This is a genomic window from Phenylobacterium sp. J367 (assembly GCF_024699985.1).
In the GTDB taxonomy this organism is placed as follows: domain Bacteria; phylum Pseudomonadota; class Alphaproteobacteria; order Caulobacterales; family Caulobacteraceae; genus Phenylobacterium.
Window position 1 is genome coordinate 2,272,888 of record NZ_JAJONA010000001.1, and the last position, 14,666, is coordinate 2,287,553.

Consider the following 14,666-nt stretch of genomic DNA (forward strand, 5'->3'; position numbering starts at 1 on the left):
TCAGGCTCCGGGGATCATGGGTTCGGCGTGGAGGCCCTCGGCGGCGAGCGCCGACTGCAGGGCCTCGGTCACGCGCTGGGCGGCGGCGTGCGGGTCGAAGGCCGCGGAGCCGTCGCCGAAATCGAGGGTGAAGGCGTAGGGCGGAATGGAGGTGTCGGTCCTGACCGTCAGGGGCGCCTTCGAAACCGATCGCCGCGACCGTGTTGCCGAGCTTGTCCTGCATGTATTCGCCGACCGACGGATCGACCGAGACCACGAGGCGCGGCGCGGATTCGATCTCGCGGGCCAGGGCCTCGATCGCCGCCTGGATGGGGCCTTCGGGCAGGTTCGTGAGCGCGGGCGCCGGCGATCGCTCGGCCGCAGGCCAGGGCCAGCCCGGCGGAGCCGACCCGGTGCTGGTGGGCGACTTCCGCCAGCGCCGGCAGGGCGTTGCGGCAGGCGGCGGCCACCTCGGCCATGGCGCGCGCCTGGGCGGCGTTGACGCTCTGCAGGCCGGCGCGCTCGCCCTGGGCATAGGCCTCGGCGCGGACCGCCTCGACCTCTTCCGGGGTGAAGCTGGTCTTCGGGCGCGGGGCCTGGAAGGCCACGCCGCCGCCGGCGTCGAACTCGGTGTCGAAGCTGAAGCGCTGGAGGTCCGACATCAGTACACCAGCTCGTCTTCGCCGCCGGAGGCCGCGAGCATGATCTCGCCCTTGGCGGCGAGGTCCTTGGCCACGGTGACCATGGCCATCTGGGCCTGGTCGACGTCGCGCAGGCGGACCGGGCCCATGGTCTCCATGTCCTCGCGCATGATCTTCGCGGCGCGCTCGGACATGTTCGAGAAGAACATCTCGCGCAGGCTGTCCGAGGCGCCCTTCATGGCGAGGCCGAGCTGATCCTTGTCCACCGAGCGCAGCAGGGTCTGGACGCCGCCCGGGTCGAGCTTGGAGAGGTCCTCGAAGACGAACATCAGGGCGCGGATGCGCTCGGCGGCCTCGCGGTTGCGCTCCTCGAGCGCGGTGATGAACCGGGCCTCGGTCTGGCGGTCGAAGGCGTTGAAGATGTCGGCCATCATCTCGTGGCTGTCGCGCTTCGAGGTGCGCGCCAGGTTCGACATGAACTCCGTGCGCAGCGTCTGTTCGATCTTGTCGAGGATCTCGCGCTGCACCGGCTCCATGCGCAGCATGCGGGTGACGCATTCGAGCGCGAAGTCCTCGGGCAGGGCGGCCAGCACGCGGGCGGCGTGGTCCGACTTGATCTTGGACAACACGACCGCGACGGTCTGCGGGTATTCGTTCTTCAGGTAGCTGGCCAGAACGCTCTCGTTCACGTTGCCGAGCTTGTCCCACATGGTCCGGCCGGCCGGACCGCGGATCTCCTCCATGAGGGCGTCGACCTTCTCGCCCGGCATGATCGAGGCGAGCAGCTTCTGGGTCTGCTCGAAGGAGCCCATCAGGGGCGCCGGCCCCGGCGACGCCGGAGACGAACTCGACCAGCAGGTCCTCGACGGCCTGGGAGGCGACATTGCCCAGGCTGGCCATGGCCTGGGAGATTTCCTTGATCTCGTCCTCGTCGAGCTGCTTCCAGACGCTGGCGTGCTCCTCGCCCAGCGCCAGCAGGATCACCGCGGCCTTCTCGGGCCCGGTCAGCTTCGACGCGCTCTCGACGGACTTCCCCTTGGCCATCACGCGGACTCGTGCAGCCAGCTACGGAGGATCGAGACGGACTCCTCGGGATGCTTCTCCACGAATTCGGAGACCCGCTTGATGGAGCTCGCCTTCACCTGACCTTCGATGCGGGCGATGTCGATCTTCTGGTCGAGTTCGGCGGCAGGGCCGGGGAGCAGGTTGTATTGGCTGTCTCCCCCGATCTGCATGGGCTGGCCGTCGGCGGTGGTGGCGAGTTGGGTCACCTGCGGGCCAGCCAGGGCAAGTGATCCGCCACCACCGCCCACCGCGCCGCGCAGCAGCGGCCGGACGATGAAGAACATCATCAGGAGCGCGACGATGGCCAGCACCGCCAGCTCGACGCCGCGCATGATGTCGTTCTTGTCGAAGCCCATCAGCGGATTGGCCGACTCGACGCCCGACGGATTGTCCTCGGTGGGGAAGCGGACATTGATCACGCTGACTTGGTCGCCGCGCTCCTGGTTGAAGCCGACGGCGGTCGGACCAGCTGTTCGATGCGCTGCATCTCCTCGGCGGAGCGCGGGGTGTAGGCGCCGGGCTGGCCGTTGGCCCCCGGAGCGGTGACGCCGTCGACGGCGACGGCGACGGAGAGGCGCTTCACCTGGCCCGGCTCCTGCACCTCGGTGCGGACGGTCTTGGAGATCTCGTAGTTGGTGGTCGATTCCTGGCGGCCGCTGGCCGAGGAGTTGGTCCCCGCGCCATTGCCGGCGGCGCCGGGGATGTTGGCGGCGGCGGAAACCTCGCCGTTGGTCTCCGGCTCGTTCTCGCGGGCGTTCTCGTCCGTGGTGGATTCGAGCGGATCACCTGGCCGTCGGGGTCGTAGGTCTCCTGCTGGACGGTGACCCGCGCCAGCTCCAGGTCGGCGGTGATGTTCACCCGCGCCTTGCCGACCCCGACCACGCCCTCGACGAGCTGCTTCACCTGCTTGGCGATGCGCGCCTCGACCTCGGTCTTGCGGCCGTCGGCCTCGGCCGCCATGCCGGTCTCGCCGCCGGACAGCGTCTTGGCATGCTGGTCGACGACGGTGACGCGGTCGGGCTTCAGGTTCGGCACCGCGCCGGCCACCAGGTTCTGGATGGCGCGCACCTGCTCGGCGTTGGGCGCGCGCCCGCCGACCGAGATGTTCACGCTGGCCGACGGCTGCTCGGCCTCGTCTTCGAAGAGCTGGCGCTTCGGCAGCACGAGATGGACCCGCGCCGAGGAGATGCCGTCGAGGCCGCGGATCGTGCGGGCCAGTTCGCCCTCCAGGGCGCGCTGGCGGTTGAGCTGCTGGACGAAGTCGGTCTGGCCGAGCGCATTGGCCTCGTCGAAGATCTCGTAGCCGACGGACCCGGCCGTCGGTAGTCCCTGGACGACAGCATCAGGCGGGTGGCGGCCACCTCGTCGCGGGGCACGAGGATGGTCGAGCCGTCGCCCTTGACCTCGTACTTCACCCCGGCCTGCTCGAGGGCGGCGGTGATCGAGCCGGCTTCCTTGAGGTCGAGGTTGGAATAGAGCAGCGCCTTGGGCTCGCCGAGGTTCATGGTCAAGGCGACGAGCACCGCGGCCACGCCGGCCCCGATGCCGAGGATCGCGGCAAGCCTGCCGATCCCAAACCGTTGAAGCGCCGCCATAAACTGGTTCAAGCGGGCTTTCCCTTCCCCCGACACAACTTGGGCGCGCGCAAATCACTCGCCCGGCCGCTAGGCAAGAATTACCGGGGCCTTGGTAAACGGGGTTTTAATTTCCGGCAGAGCAGGGGGCGGAACTTCCGTCTGCGGCCTGTTTCGCAAGCTAATGATTTCAAAGAAAAACGCCCGCCCGGGAAACCTGGGCGGGCGCTGTGGAAAAGGTGCGTCAGTCGGTCTCAGCCGCTCCAGGGACTGAGCGCGCCCCAGAGGCCAAGCACGATCGAGAATACGCCGTAGACGAGTACCGTCAGAGTGAAGAACACCTTCCGGAGCGGGGTCCAGGTCCACGCGCCGGCCGCCGCGCCAGATCGCGGGCACGGCGAGCACGGTGGCGACGGTGAGCGCGGCGGCGACCAGGGCGCAGGCCGAGCCGGTGATCATCAGCCAGCCCGGCCAGCGATAGACGATCTGCGAGATGTCGCCGGTCTTCGACGCCCAGAGGCCGAACATGAGCATGGCGATCAGCCACAGGCCGGCCTGGATGTTCTGGACGAGCGCCGCGCGGCTCTGGATGGCGTTTTCCCGGAACTCCCGGCGGTTGCGCAGGAAGATGCCGGCGAGGGTGGCGATGGCCGCCGCCCCGGCGAGCAGGGCCAGGACGGCCAACACCTGGGGCTGGCGCCAGAAGGCCGCGCGCTCCATGCGCACGCCGCCGAAGCTGGGGATGTAGCTCACCGCCTGGCCGTCGCGCATCCGGAAGGCGAGCCGCTGGTCGCCGTCGGTGGCGATGAAGCGGCCCTCGGAGACCGGGCCCTCTGGGACCCAGGTGCGAACGCCGCCGTCGGTGGAGGTGGTCAGCCGCCCGTCGGAGGTGACGCCGACCTCGGTCCCGCCGATCAGGCCGCCCACGAAGCCCTCGAGCCCGCCGTAGGCCCGGCGCGAGGTGAGGTAGTAGCCCTTGAAGAGGCCGGCCTCGCGCGCCAGGGCCGGTGAGCCGGGGGCGGGGGAAGGTGTGCGGGGCGGCGTAGAACGCGCGCACCAGCCGGTCGGGGAAGCGGCCGGCAAGGCTCGTGCCCGTCTCGGTGTTGGTGGAGATGAAGATCCCGAGGTTCAGCGCCGGGATGGTGACCATGTTGGAGTGGAAGAAGAGCGTGTCGCCGCCGTGGCCATAGCCTTTATAGCCGCCCGGCAGGTCGTAGATCATGAAGCCGTGGGCCCAGCCGTTGATGCCCGGCGGGGTCGGGCGCAGCGGCTGGCGGAACGCCTTGGCGGCGCGAGGGCCGTAGATCGCCACGCCGTTCAGCTGGCCGTCGCCCAGCAGGGCGATCATGTAGCGCGCCATGTCGCCGGCGGTGGACGAGGCGGAGCCCGCCGGGGCGATGTGGCCGACATATTCGAACGCCTTGCGGTCGTAGCCGCCGGCCGACCAGCGATAGCCGTCGGAGACGTCGGCGGCGAGCGCCGCGGGCATCGGCGCGGGCAGGCCGCGCTTGGCGGGCATCGGCTCGCGGAAGGTGGTGCGGCCCATGCCGAGCGGGCGGAAGATCTCGTCCTCGACGAGGGTCTCGAACGGCTTGCCGGTCACATAGGAGACCGCCTGGCCCGCCAGGCCCGCGCCGTAGTTCGAGTAGTTGGAGACCACGCCGGGCGCCGCGACCCGCCGGGGCCGTTCCTGGCGGAGGTAGAGGTCGAGCGGACGCACCCGGTCGGGGTTGTTCTCGAACAGATGGCCGAGTGCGCGATCCTCGAAGCCCGGGGAGTGGTCCATCAGGTTCTGGACCTGGACGTCGCGCTGGTAGCCCTGGTCGCGGATCCGGACCTTCTCCGGCAGGTAGAGGTTCACCGGCGCGTCAAGGCGGATGCGGCCGGCCTCTACCTCCTTCATCAGGGCGATCCAGGTGAAGGTCTTGGAGATCGAGCCGACGCGGAACAGGGTGCGGTCCGGGTCCACGGGCCGCCGCGGATCGAGGTCGGCGAACCCATAGCCCTTCTTCAGCACCACCTGGCCGTTCTGGACGACGCTGACGGTCACGCCGGCGATGTGCTCGCGGGCCATGGCGTCCCGGACCACGCCGTCGACGAAGGCCTCGAGCTCGGCGGCCGGCAGGGCCTGGCCCGCCGAGAATCGGGCGCCGGTGCGGTTGGTGGGCTGGCCGGCCAGGGTGGGCACGGCGCCGGCGACGGCGGGGCCGGCGGGCTGGGCTTCCGTCGCCTGGGCGGCGGCCGGCGTCGCCGGGCGGCTGGCGGCCTTGGTCGCGGGGCGCGGGCGCGGCGGCCGGATGGTGGTGTAGGGCACCGGCGCGGACGGCAGGCCGGGGGCGGCTGCGGGCGCGGGCGGGGGCGTGGCGGCCTCGTCCTGCGCGGTCGACGATGTTGCCAGGAGCATCGCCAGCGCGGCGACGGCGACTTGGACGAGGGACCGCTTCAACGTCAGATCCGCCTCAGGCTCGACTTGTGGGACTAGCGCCTTGGTGTAGGGCCCAAAGTGAGTCCCTCAAAGCCGGCTCAATGCGTCAGTTTCGTCCGGTCGAGACGGGCGTCGAGGCCGGCGTGGCGGCCGGGTGAAGGCGTAGAGCGGCAGCATCGGGCGGAGCGCCGGGCCGACGTAGATCTGAGGTTCCGAGGGCGGCTTCATCCCCTCCTTCGCCTCCCGCGCGGCGACGCAGCCCTGCACCGTCCGGCCAAGGTGGGCGAAGTCGGTGGCCTGGGGCGCGGACTGCAGGAAGCAGTCGTCGAAGTAAGGATATTTGTCGGACTCGCCGCAGCCGAACGAGCTGCGGTCGGGCCGGGCGGCGGTGAGCACCATGCGGTTGGGACCGGCCAGGGCCGGCACGAAGACGCCCGAGAAGCAGGCGGAGATCACCACCACCGTGGGCCGCTGGCCGCAGGTGCGGTCGACCATCTGGCCCAGCACGCCCGGCGCGAGGACCGCGGTGTCCACCAGCACGCCCTGGGGCGCGCCATGCAGGTGACGTAGATCAGGCAGCCGCCCGCGGCCTTCTGGGTCAGGTCGCTCATGACGTCATAGATGCCGCGCAACTCGGCCTTGGCCGGCTGGGTGTCCCTGTAGCGCTCGGGCCGGACCGAGAACTGGCGCAGATTCGCCGGCTGGAAGCCCATGGCGCCCAGCGCCCGGGCGACATCGCGGCGGGCGTTGTCGAAGGCCTCGGTCGGGCCGCCGCTGTGGGCGTGCCAGTCGCCGGCGACGACGACCGCCGCCCAGTCGGAGAACGGGCCCGCCGCGGCCGGTTGCGCCGTGGCGGCCCAGAGGGCCCCCAGGAGCGCGACCGACCGGGCGAGCCAGCGGGTCATTTCTTGTAGGTGGCGAACGGCGTCGGGATGGCCGTCCCCGTGGCTTTCGCAAGCAGCCGACCCTCGGGGTCGTAGAGCTCGCCCTCGGTGAAGGCGACCTGGCGGCCCCACTTCACCACCTTGCCGATCCCTTTGATCTTCCCGGGCTGGCCCGGCCGGAAGAAGCTGGTCTTCATCTCCAGGGTGGGGGGCGACCGCCGTCATGCCCGACGCCACCATGCAGGCGACGCTCATGGCCTCGTCCAGCATGGCGCAGAGATAGCCGCCCTGGATCTGCTTCATGGGATTGAGCAGGAGCTCGGCCTTGGCGTCGAACTCCACCTCGACCGACTTCTCCGCCTGGCTCACGGCGACCATCCGGAAGCCGAGCGTCTGGGAGCCGGTGGGCTGGTTCCTGGTCCGGAGGAAACGCTGGAGGATGGCGTCGTCGGTCAGCGGCTCGGCGGCCGGGGCTTCGCTCATCCTGGACGTCACTTCTTCCGGAACTGGTCGAGGGAGACGATCTTCGCCTCGCCGTCGGGACCCTTGGGCGCCTCCGCCTCGGGGACGGGCGGCGTCGGCGTCGGCTTCGCGTCGGCCGGGCCGGCCGGCGGCGGCTCGAACTGCAGCAGGAACTGCACCGACGGATCGTAGAACCGGGTCACCGCCGCATAGGGGATCGAGAGCCGCTTGGGCTGGCCGCCGAACTGCAGGGTCACCGAGAAGAACGTCTCGCCGGGCGCCAGGTCCCAGTACTGGTGCTGCAGGACGATGGTCATCTCGTCCGGGTACTTGCCGAGCAGGTCGGGCGGACCCGAGACGCCGGCCGCGTCGGTCTTGAAGGTGATGTAGAAGTGGTGCGCGCCCGGCAGCCCCTCGGGCGCCGCGGCCCGGCGGAGCGCGGCCTTCACGACTCCACGCAGCGCGTCCTGGGCGAGCGCCTCGTAGTGCATGAGGTCCTGGGCCGGCGGGTCCTGGGCCATGGGGGGCTCCGAAATCTTACGCAGTTGCGAAGGGTAGCGTGTGGCCCGTAACGCGCAAGCCGCGCAAGAGGCCCGGATGTGGAGAAGGCGGCGCTTTCCACGCCGCCTTCCCGAATTTGGTGGAGGGCTTCTGTTGCCAGGCGCCCCCGGATTCCTGCTGAAGATGGAGGGCGCCTCCAGACTCAGAGGAGAGTGGAGGGCTTCTGTTGCCAGGCGCCCTCCGGGCCCCGCCTAAGGATCTGAACCCCTAGGACTTGGTTCGGATGTTACCGGACCGCATTACGCAGCCAGGCGAACTTCCTCAGCGAAGTTATCGTTCGCATTTAGTTTAAAGACCCGGATCGGTGGGTCATGCCGAGAGAAAGCAACACCTTTAGACGTCTGTCGATGCTGATCGGCCCCGCACTCCCCGGCGATAACCCGGAAGGATATTGGTGGAGCCGCCGGGAATCGCACCCGGGTCCAGTCCGCTTATTACGTGCGCGTTTATCTCCATAGTCGGGCGAACCCGACGCAGGGGAATATAGGGGGCGAGGGTTAGGATTTGAAGACCGGATAAGCCCTTTCGCCATTGGCGAAGCGCCGACGGCGGCGCCGTTTGCGTGAACGGCCACCCGTCCTTCGTGGATGGATTTACGGCGTATGTGACTTATCGCGTAGCTTTCCGCGCATCGGTTTCCCCTGGAGCTTCCCGATGCAGAACCTTGCGCACGCGGCCCGGCCCCTGGCCAACGACCTCGCCTCCAGCCTGCTCTTCGCCGGCCTCCTGGCGTTCGGCGTCGACGCCGCCACGGCCACCTGGATCGCCATGGGATTCGGCCTGGCGCATGTCGCGCTCTGGATGGCGCTGAAGAAACCCATCGCGCCGCTGCAATGGGCGAGCCTTGTCCTGGTGCTGCTGTTCGGCGCGGTCGGCCTCGTCTTCCACGACCCGCGGTTCCTGATGGCCAAGCCGTCGCTGATTTACCTGGTGATCGCCGTCGTCATGCTGAAGCGCGGCTGGATGCTGCGCTACATGCCGCCGGTCGCCGCCGGCCACGGCGAGGGGCTGATGATCACCTTCGGCTATGTGTGGGCCGGGCTGATGGCCACGACCGCCGTGCTGAACCTGGCCATCGCGGTGTGGGCGCCGGAGCACTGGCCGCTCTACAAGGCGGTCTTCCCGATCGCCTCGAAGCTCGCGCTGTTCGCGGTGCAGTACCTGACGGTCCGCGGCTACGTGATCCGCAAGGTCACGGCGTCGGCGCCGGTGGAGCCGCAGGCGGCGTAGGCGGCTCCTCGACCTCCGGCGGGGGTTCGATCCCGGGGCCTGCGGCCGGGCGTTGGGATCGGGCTTCAGCGTCCCGCCGTCGGCGATCACGCCCTCGTACATCCGCCGCGCCGAGGCGAAGTCCGCGCCTCTCGGGAAGATCACGTCGAACCGCGGCTCGTGGCCGAGCGCGGCGCGCAGCGTGGGCTCGATGGCGTCGGCCGCCTGGCCGATCTCTGCGGAGTCGCAGGCGCGCCGGAGCGCGATCGAACGGCCGGGGACCACGAGGGTCAGGTCGTAGGAGGTGCCCTCCACGCAGACCGCCTCCGAGGCGCCGGCCTCCTGCACCCGGACCTCGCGCGGGGCGGCCCACATGGGATGGTTGCGGAGCGCCAGGAACGCGGCGGCCGACCCGTCCGGCAGTTCGCGGTCGAAGCCGACCCGCCGTGCGATCCCCGGCTCGCAGCAGGCGAGGCCCGCGCGGCCCTGGACGAAGGCCTTGCCGTCGCGCCGGACGGTGACCCGCACCACGCTCTGTCGCACGCTCTGCGAGGGGCGGATCCAGAGCTCCAGGATCATCTCCCCGCTGCGCACCGCCTGCCATTGCAGCGGCGGCAGGCCCCACAGGCGGTAGGTGACGGCGTCGACGCCGTTGTCGATGGCGATGGCGCGCTCGCCCCGACCCAGGCGGCGTCCGCCGAGCGGATCGGCGGCCTCGGTCGGCCTCGGCCGCTTCTCGGTCCACCAGGCCGCGGGATCCGGCGCCGGGAAGGGCCAGACCTCCGCGGCGTAGGGCGGCAGGTTCTCAGGGGGCGGCGGGACCGGGACCTGGCCGGGCGGCGCGCGTCTCGGCAGCGGCAGCGGGATGAACTGCGCGCTTGCGGGCGTCGCGATCGCGGCGATCAGGCAGCAGGTGAGGGCGGTGCGGATCACGGGAGTTCAACGCCTCCCAGGGGCGGGCGTTTCCTAGAACACTTCCACGCCGCGCTGGATGGAGAGCACGCCGGTGCGCGAGACCTCCACGAGGCCCAGCGGACGCATCAGCTCGATGAAGCTGTCGATCTTCGACGGCGCGCCGGTCACCTCGAACACGAAGCTCTCGTGGGTGGTGTCGATCACCTTGGCGCGGAAGATGTCGGAGACCCGCAGGGCCTCGACGCGGTCGGTCCCCTGGCCGCGCACCTTCACCAGGGCCAGCTCGCGCTCGAGCCCGTTCGGGTCGCGGGTGATGTCCTGCACGTGGCGGGTGGAGACCATCTTCTCGAGCTGGGCCTCGATCTGCGCCAGCACCTGGGGCGTGCCGCGGGTGACGATGGTGACGCGCGAGGTGTGGGCCTTCCGGTCGGTCTCGGCCACCGTCAGGCTCTCGATGTTGTAGCCCCGCGCGGCGAACAGGCCGACGAGGCGGTGCAGCACCCCCGGCTCGTTGTCCACCAGCACCGCGAAGGTCGCCAGGTTCTCGGGCGTGGCGTCCGGCGTCAGATCGTAGACGGAAGCGGGCTGGGCGTCGGACATAAGCTAATCCCTCGGGTTTCCGAGCTTCTTCAAGCTATGAATGAATGCGACTTCAGCACCCGCTTGGCGCAGTCCCTCCTCCCGGTCAATCAGACGCTGTGTAATTGATATTCCCACCTTTCCGATTGCCAGGCCGGCCGCGCCGAGGGCAGCCCACACCCCACCGCCAACCGCAGCGGCGCCAGTGTCGCGGCTGTAGCTGCTGGCAGAAAGCGCACATCCAACAGATCTGAAATGGATCCCGAGACTGTGGAAATGCCATGCTTCTTGAGAGCCCATTCATAGTCGTCCAGCTTGGCGGCGACCGTGTCCTGAATAAATGAGATTGGCTGTCCATCGAACTCACTCTCGATCCATGATCGGAAGCGTCGGAGCGCCAGCTTTGACCTTCGATCTTTCCTGAATTCCTGGACAATCTCCCAGCTCAAGTTTTGTTCGTCTATCACCTCCAAGCCATCGACAATTGTCATGAGAGCGCTGGCGCTGCCGCGCTTAAACTCGCTAAACGCGACTTCACTAGAATCATAGATCGGAGTTACTGTTCTGCCGCATCGAGCGCGTACGAAATCAGAAATGACCCTTGAGGGCGGCCCCCTAGAGAACCCAGTCAAAGACTGCAATTCTGGAACTTCTTCAAATATTATATCCTGCGCTCGATTCATCTTCTGTGGATCTTTAATATCTACTAGTGCCGCAATTATTGCGGGAATAATCTCGAGTATTGACGCTGCATAAAAGCCCACGTCTTCAGGGGCATCGGAAAAAGGAAATTGCCAGACCCGATCGTAGTATAGGGCCGCAGTTTTCGATTGATCGAGGGCCACAGCAGCTGATTGCCGCGTTGAAGGAGTCTCTGGCGCTCAAAGAACTCTTCTATGAAACGCTCGAAGACCGGTTCTGACAACCTGGGGTCATCAACCTCCGCTCGCATCAGGCCTTCTTCCCGGCAGCGAATTGCGAAGCGCGCGAGCTGAGCTTTCGTCGGCATTGCGTGAGGATTGCCTCAGACGACTTTGACTGCAACTCATCCCGAAATGGCGTGGCCTTGGCGCAACAGCCGCCCGCGGATGGTTAACAAGCGAAGAGCTCGGCCTTGCCCGATGGCGCGACGCGTGGGAAACGGCGCGTCCTCGAAGATGAGAGTTCGCCGAATGACGATGCGCCAGATCCAGTTCGACAAGGGCCGCGACCGCGGTTCCGTCGACCTGCGCGCGTCCGGCGACTGGCCCAGCGCCCGCTTCACAGACCGCTAGCCTGCGCCGCTCCCCGACGGACGGCGCGCAAGCGCCAAATCCCTCTGGGAGCCTTCGATGTTCATTCCGATCTCCGGCGGAGGTCCGGCCTTCGGCAAGGCCGATCCGTCGTCCCTCCTGACCCACGTGGCGCGCGAGTTCGCGCCGGGCGTGGCGCGCATCTGGCCGGCGCCGCACGCGCCGTTCCTGACTGCGTCGGCGGCAAGGCGCCAGCTCACCTGCCTGGCCATGGCGCTCGGGCGGGACGCGGCGGGCCTGCGCGACATCCTGCTGGGCGATCGCCTGAAGCGGGCGATCGCCGCCGTCCTTGGCGCCGCGGCGCCGGCCGGCGTCGAGCGCGCGCTCGGCCGGATGGGCGAGGTCGCGTGGCCGGCGGAGGCCTACCGCAAGCTGCTGGACCTGCTGGCCGACCCGTCGGCCGGCAAGGTGCTGCGCCACGCGCCCAGCCTCGACGCCGACCTCGTCCATCGTCTCGCCGGACTGCCGGCGCCGATGGGCCGGGCGACGCATCTGGCCCTCGCGCTCAACGGCGACGGCGTGGCGGTGGTGCGGGAAGCCTACGAGGCCCTGCGCTTCCGCGACGGCGCGGCCGCCGCCGACGCGGCGGCCGCCCGCTGGGCGCGGACGGGCTCGACCACGGGCCTGTTCGAGGTCGTGCGCGACGACCTGGCGCCCGAGCCCATGGCCCCGCCGCACCCCGGCGCGGGCCGGCTGAAGGCGCTGGCCACCAAGGCGGCGATGCGGGACGCGGCGCGCCGCTTCCGCAACTGCCTGGCCGGCGAGGCGCCGCACGCGGCCACCGGCTGGTCGACCTTCTACGAGTGGGAGGGCCCGCCGGGCGCGGTCGTGGAGATCACCCGCGACCACGTGTTCGGGTGGCGGCTCGAGCAGGCGCGGCTGGCCGGCAACGCGCCCGTGCCCGCCGACCTGCGCGAGGCGATCCTCGGCGATCTCGCGCTGATGGGCGTCCACGTGGGCCGCAGTGGCTGGGAGCTCCACCGCCTGCTGCACGAGGACGTGGGCCGCGGCTACCCGCTGCGCCCCGCGGCCGAGGCGGCGACGGAGGCGTTCGTGGTCTAGCCGCGCTTGCCAGGAGGACATCGGCGACCAACATGGGCGTCGATGTCCTCGCTGCGCATGCCTCAGATCCTGACCGGCCGATCCATGGCGGAGGCGGCGGACGCCGCGCTGCGGTACGAGCTGGTCGAGGAGCAGGCCCATGCGCTGGGCCGCGCGGGCAAGCGGGTCGAGCAGGCGCTGGCGGCGCTCTCCGCCCATCCGGGCGGCGAGGGACGGGCGGCGCTGCTGCACGACGCGGCCGACGCGGTCTGGGGCTTCCTCGTGCAGCGCGAGGTCCTGGGGCTCCGCGACCGCGCGGCGATCGTCGCCCAATACGGCATCCCCGCCGAAGTCCTGAACAGGATCGGGGCGCGCTGAGCGGCGCGGCCTTCAATTCGCCGAGAGGGGCGCCGTAGCGTAAGGAACGGTGGTATCGTGGGACATCATCCACAGGGGTAGGCCCATGTCCCCAATCCGGATGCCGAAGAGCCACAGCGAGCCACAGCACGTGGACTCGGGCGACGCGGTCCTCAAGTTCCAGCTCCTCGAAGGTCTCGACGGTTCGGTGAGCCGATGCGAGCGCGACCTGCAGTCCGCGCTGAGCGCTCTGGAGCGACACCGCGCCGAGCCCGACCGGGCGCACCGCGAGCGATTGCTGGACGAGGCGGCCGACATCGCCTGGCGGCTCATCGTGCAGCATGAGGCCTGCGACGTCTGCGACCATCACGAACTGATCGAGCGCTACCGGATCCCCTCCGAGGTGCTCGCCCGGATGGGCGCGCGTCACTAGACGCCGGCGTCGGCCCGCTGCCGGACCAGGGTCGCGGTCCAGGAGACCTGGGGGTCGTAGAACGGGTCCCAGTCGCGCCTAAGCTCCAGCGCCGCCGTGGGCTCCACCCGCGTGTCGCCCAGGATGGCGGCGCTGAGGAAGGCCCCGCGGGCGGCCCGCGATTCCAGCCAGTAACTCATCGCCCCTTCGGTCTCGTCGAAGCCCGCGGGCGTGAGGATCCAGGTCGCCTCGTCGGGCGTGACGCTGTGGCGGTGAGCGAGCCGGGGCCGGCCGTCGACGGCGCAGAGCAGCATCGGCGCGTCGCCGCCGAGACCCAGGGCGACGAGGGCGACCTGTCGGCCGCCGGCGGCCTCCCGCGGGCCGCCGAGGTCCTGGGCCAGCCAGTCGTGGCCGAGGTCGCCCATGATGAAGACCCCGGTGTCCGGCTGGGACTTCGGATAGCCCAGCCAGGCCGGGCCGCGGGAGAGCCGCGTGCCGTTGCGGAGCCGGTAGACGCCGCCCGGTATCACGGCCGCGTCCTCGCCGCCTCGTAGTCCAGGCCGGCGGTCCCCGTGCGGCTGGGCGCGCCGGGGCCGGCATGGGCCGGCGGCTGGGCGGTCTCCATCCACCAGAGGCTGTCGCGGGCAGCGCCCGGCGCGTCGTCGGCGTGGACCATCAGCCGCCCGTCGGAGGCCGGCATGGACTGCCCGGGTCCGATCAGCGCGCGGCGCTCGTGGCTGAGCCGCTTGCCGCGGAAGGCCCAGGATTCGAAACGCATGGCGACGCCCTGGCCCTGGCCGTTCGGCAGCGGGAGCATCAGGCTCTCGGCGATCCAGCAGACGTTGATCTCGTCCATCAGGTCCGGGCCGGTCCCGGTCAGCCGCACCTCGCCGCCCTGGAAGGCGCCGAGCAGCAGCGGCGCGTGCGCCCAGTAGGCGTACTTGTCCGGATTGGCCGGCATGCCCGGCACCGCCGTGTCGACGGCGGCGAGGGTCACCATCCGCTTCGACGTGTGGCCCAGTTCCACCGGGCCATAGTCCTGCATGAACCAGAGGCGTGAGAGACCCGGCCCTGAATGTGTCCAGGTCTCCAGTTCGGCGCGATCACGCCGGTAGCCCATCCGTCCGCGGTCGCCGAACGGATGCTCCAGGTACTCGTAGCCATTCCGGAAATAGCAGTAGCTGCCGGTCGTCATAGATATTTGCCCCAATCTCAAGATCCGCCGGCCCTTCAGGTACGCGAAGGGTCCGGTGTCTTGCCCGAGGCCTCC

The 14,666-nt window shown here is 69.7% G+C and carries 14 protein-coding genes, 1 other RNA gene and 4 pseudogenes; 4 read left to right on the forward strand and 15 right to left on the reverse strand.

Features of this window, described 5'->3' with window-relative positions; all coding sequences use genetic code 11:
- From LRS04_RS12205 to ssrA, 11 genes and pseudogenes are all read right to left on the reverse strand, one after another.
- A pseudogene (locus LRS04_RS12205) lies at positions 1 to 641 on the reverse strand (flagellar assembly protein FliH).
- Positions 641 to 1,664, reverse strand: a pseudogene (gene fliG, locus LRS04_RS12210) (flagellar motor switch protein FliG). Before fliG ends, LRS04_RS12205 begins: the two co-directional pseudogenes overlap by 1 nt.
- Complete coding sequence (locus LRS04_RS12215; RefSeq protein WP_257816608.1) at positions 1,664 to 2,104, reverse strand: hypothetical protein; 441 nt, start codon at positions 2,102 to 2,104, stop codon at positions 1,664 to 1,666. Before LRS04_RS12215 ends, fliG begins: the two are co-directional and overlap by 1 nt.
- A complete protein-coding gene (locus LRS04_RS12220) occupies positions 2,101 to 2,388 on the reverse strand; it encodes a flagellar M-ring protein FliF C-terminal domain-containing protein (protein ID WP_374577179.1) in 288 nt (95 codons plus the stop codon). Before LRS04_RS12220 ends, LRS04_RS12215 begins: the two co-directional genes overlap by 4 nt.
- Positions 2,389 to 2,480: 92 nt before the next feature.
- Positions 2,481 to 3,280: pseudogene (gene fliF / locus LRS04_RS27905) on the reverse strand (flagellar basal-body MS-ring/collar protein FliF); the annotation flags it as partial.
- Between the two features lie 304 nt (positions 3,281 to 3,584).
- Positions 3,585 to 5,705, reverse strand: a complete 2,121-nt coding sequence (locus LRS04_RS12235; protein ID WP_257816609.1) for a serine hydrolase — start codon at positions 5,703 to 5,705, stop codon at positions 3,585 to 3,587.
- A 66-nt stretch (positions 5,706 to 5,771) separates the two neighbouring features.
- Positions 5,772 to 6,218: a C13 family peptidase gene (locus LRS04_RS26850; protein WP_308238130.1), complete on the reverse strand. Its 447-nt coding sequence runs from the start codon at positions 6,216 to 6,218 to the stop codon at positions 5,772 to 5,774.
- The gene (locus LRS04_RS26855) at positions 6,137 to 6,589 is read right to left on the reverse strand and encodes a hypothetical protein (RefSeq protein WP_308238131.1); all 453 of its coding nucleotides are present in this window, start codon (positions 6,587 to 6,589) and stop codon (positions 6,137 to 6,139) included. Before LRS04_RS26855 ends, LRS04_RS26850 begins: the two co-directional genes overlap by 82 nt.
- Positions 6,586 to 7,051, reverse strand: a pseudogene (locus LRS04_RS12245) (PaaI family thioesterase). Before LRS04_RS12245 ends, LRS04_RS26855 begins: the two are co-directional and overlap by 4 nt.
- Before the next feature lie 8 nt (positions 7,052 to 7,059).
- Positions 7,060 to 7,551 carry an SspB family protein gene (locus tag LRS04_RS12250; RefSeq protein WP_257816610.1) on the reverse strand — a complete coding sequence of 164 codons (492 nt, stop codon included), beginning with the start codon at positions 7,549 to 7,551 and terminating at the stop codon, positions 7,060 to 7,062.
- A gap of 191 nt (positions 7,552 to 7,742) precedes the next feature.
- Positions 7,743 to 8,104, reverse strand: a transfer-messenger RNA (tmRNA) gene (gene ssrA, locus LRS04_RS12255).
- Positions 8,105 to 8,245: 141 nt separating this feature from the next.
- Here ssrA and LRS04_RS12260 point away from each other — a divergent pair.
- Entirely contained in the window at positions 8,246 to 8,821 is a 576-nt protein-coding gene (locus LRS04_RS12260; protein ID WP_257816611.1) for an inner membrane-spanning protein YciB, read from the forward strand.
- Positions 8,822 to 9,766: 945 nt separating this feature from the next.
- Here the strand turns inward: LRS04_RS12260 and ilvN are convergent.
- Both ilvN and LRS04_RS12270 read right to left on the reverse strand, forming a co-directional pair.
- Complete coding sequence (ilvN, locus tag LRS04_RS12265) at positions 9,767 to 10,315, reverse strand: acetolactate synthase small subunit (RefSeq protein ID WP_257816612.1); 549 nt, start codon at positions 10,313 to 10,315, stop codon at positions 9,767 to 9,769.
- Between the two features lie 89 nt (positions 10,316 to 10,404).
- Positions 10,405 to 11,139, reverse strand: coding sequence for a hypothetical protein (locus LRS04_RS12270; protein ID WP_257816613.1), 735 nt, complete (start codon positions 11,137 to 11,139; stop codon positions 10,405 to 10,407).
- Between the two features lie 486 nt (positions 11,140 to 11,625).
- On the opposite strand from LRS04_RS12270, the gene LRS04_RS12275 reads away from it, so the two are divergent.
- The 3 genes from LRS04_RS12275 (at position 11,626) to LRS04_RS12285 (ending at position 13,417) form a co-directional block, all read left to right on the forward strand.
- Positions 11,626 to 12,648 carry a hypothetical protein gene (locus tag LRS04_RS12275; RefSeq protein WP_257816614.1) on the forward strand — a complete coding sequence of 341 codons (1,023 nt, stop codon included), beginning with the start codon at positions 11,626 to 11,628 and terminating at the stop codon, positions 12,646 to 12,648.
- Between the two features lie 57 nt (positions 12,649 to 12,705).
- The gene (locus LRS04_RS12280; protein ID WP_257816615.1) at positions 12,706 to 13,005 is read left to right on the forward strand and encodes a DUF6665 family protein; all 300 of its coding nucleotides are present in this window, start codon (positions 12,706 to 12,708) and stop codon (positions 13,003 to 13,005) included.
- A gap of 85 nt (positions 13,006 to 13,090) precedes the next feature.
- Positions 13,091 to 13,417, forward strand: a complete 327-nt coding sequence (locus LRS04_RS12285) for a DUF6665 family protein (RefSeq protein WP_257816616.1) — start codon at positions 13,091 to 13,093, stop codon at positions 13,415 to 13,417.
- Here LRS04_RS12285 and LRS04_RS12290 read toward each other — a convergent pair.
- Together LRS04_RS12290 and LRS04_RS12295 are read right to left on the reverse strand one after the other, a co-directional pair.
- Positions 13,414 to 13,926: a hypothetical protein gene (locus LRS04_RS12290; RefSeq protein WP_257816617.1), complete on the reverse strand. Its 513-nt coding sequence runs from the start codon at positions 13,924 to 13,926 to the stop codon at positions 13,414 to 13,416. The genes LRS04_RS12285 and LRS04_RS12290 overlap by 4 nt on opposite strands.
- Complete coding sequence (locus LRS04_RS12295) at positions 13,923 to 14,591, reverse strand: hypothetical protein (RefSeq protein ID WP_257816618.1); 669 nt, start codon at positions 14,589 to 14,591, stop codon at positions 13,923 to 13,925. The genes LRS04_RS12290 and LRS04_RS12295 overlap by 4 nt, the downstream gene beginning before the upstream one ends.
- Positions 14,592 to 14,666: the final 75 nt, after the last annotated feature.

What these genes read in the sequence shown, in the direction of transcription:
- ilvN (WP_257816612.1), bottom strand. Translation starts at nt 10,315, where the DNA reads ATGTCCGACGCCCAGCCCGCTTCCGTCTACGATCTGACGCCGGACGCC.
- LRS04_RS12275 (WP_257816614.1), top strand. Translation starts at nt 11,626, where the DNA reads ATGTTCATTCCGATCTCCGGCGGAGGTCCGGCCTTCGGCAAGGCCGAT.
- LRS04_RS26855 (WP_308238131.1), bottom strand. Translation starts at nt 6,589, where the DNA reads ATGACCCGCTGGCTCGCCCGGTCGGTCGCGCTCCTGGGGGCCCTCTGG.
- LRS04_RS12280 (WP_257816615.1), top strand. Translation starts at nt 12,706, where the DNA reads ATGCCTCAGATCCTGACCGGCCGATCCATGGCGGAGGCGGCGGACGCC.
- LRS04_RS12260 (WP_257816611.1), top strand. Translation starts at nt 8,246, where the DNA reads ATGCAGAACCTTGCGCACGCGGCCCGGCCCCTGGCCAACGACCTCGCC.
- LRS04_RS12250 (WP_257816610.1), bottom strand. Translation starts at nt 7,551, where the DNA reads ATGGCCCAGGACCCGCCGGCCCAGGACCTCATGCACTACGAGGCGCTC.
- LRS04_RS12295 (WP_257816618.1), bottom strand. Translation starts at nt 14,591, where the DNA reads ATGACGACCGGCAGCTACTGCTATTTCCGGAATGGCTACGAGTACCTG.
- LRS04_RS12285 (WP_257816616.1), top strand. Translation starts at nt 13,091, where the DNA reads ATGTCCCCAATCCGGATGCCGAAGAGCCACAGCGAGCCACAGCACGTG.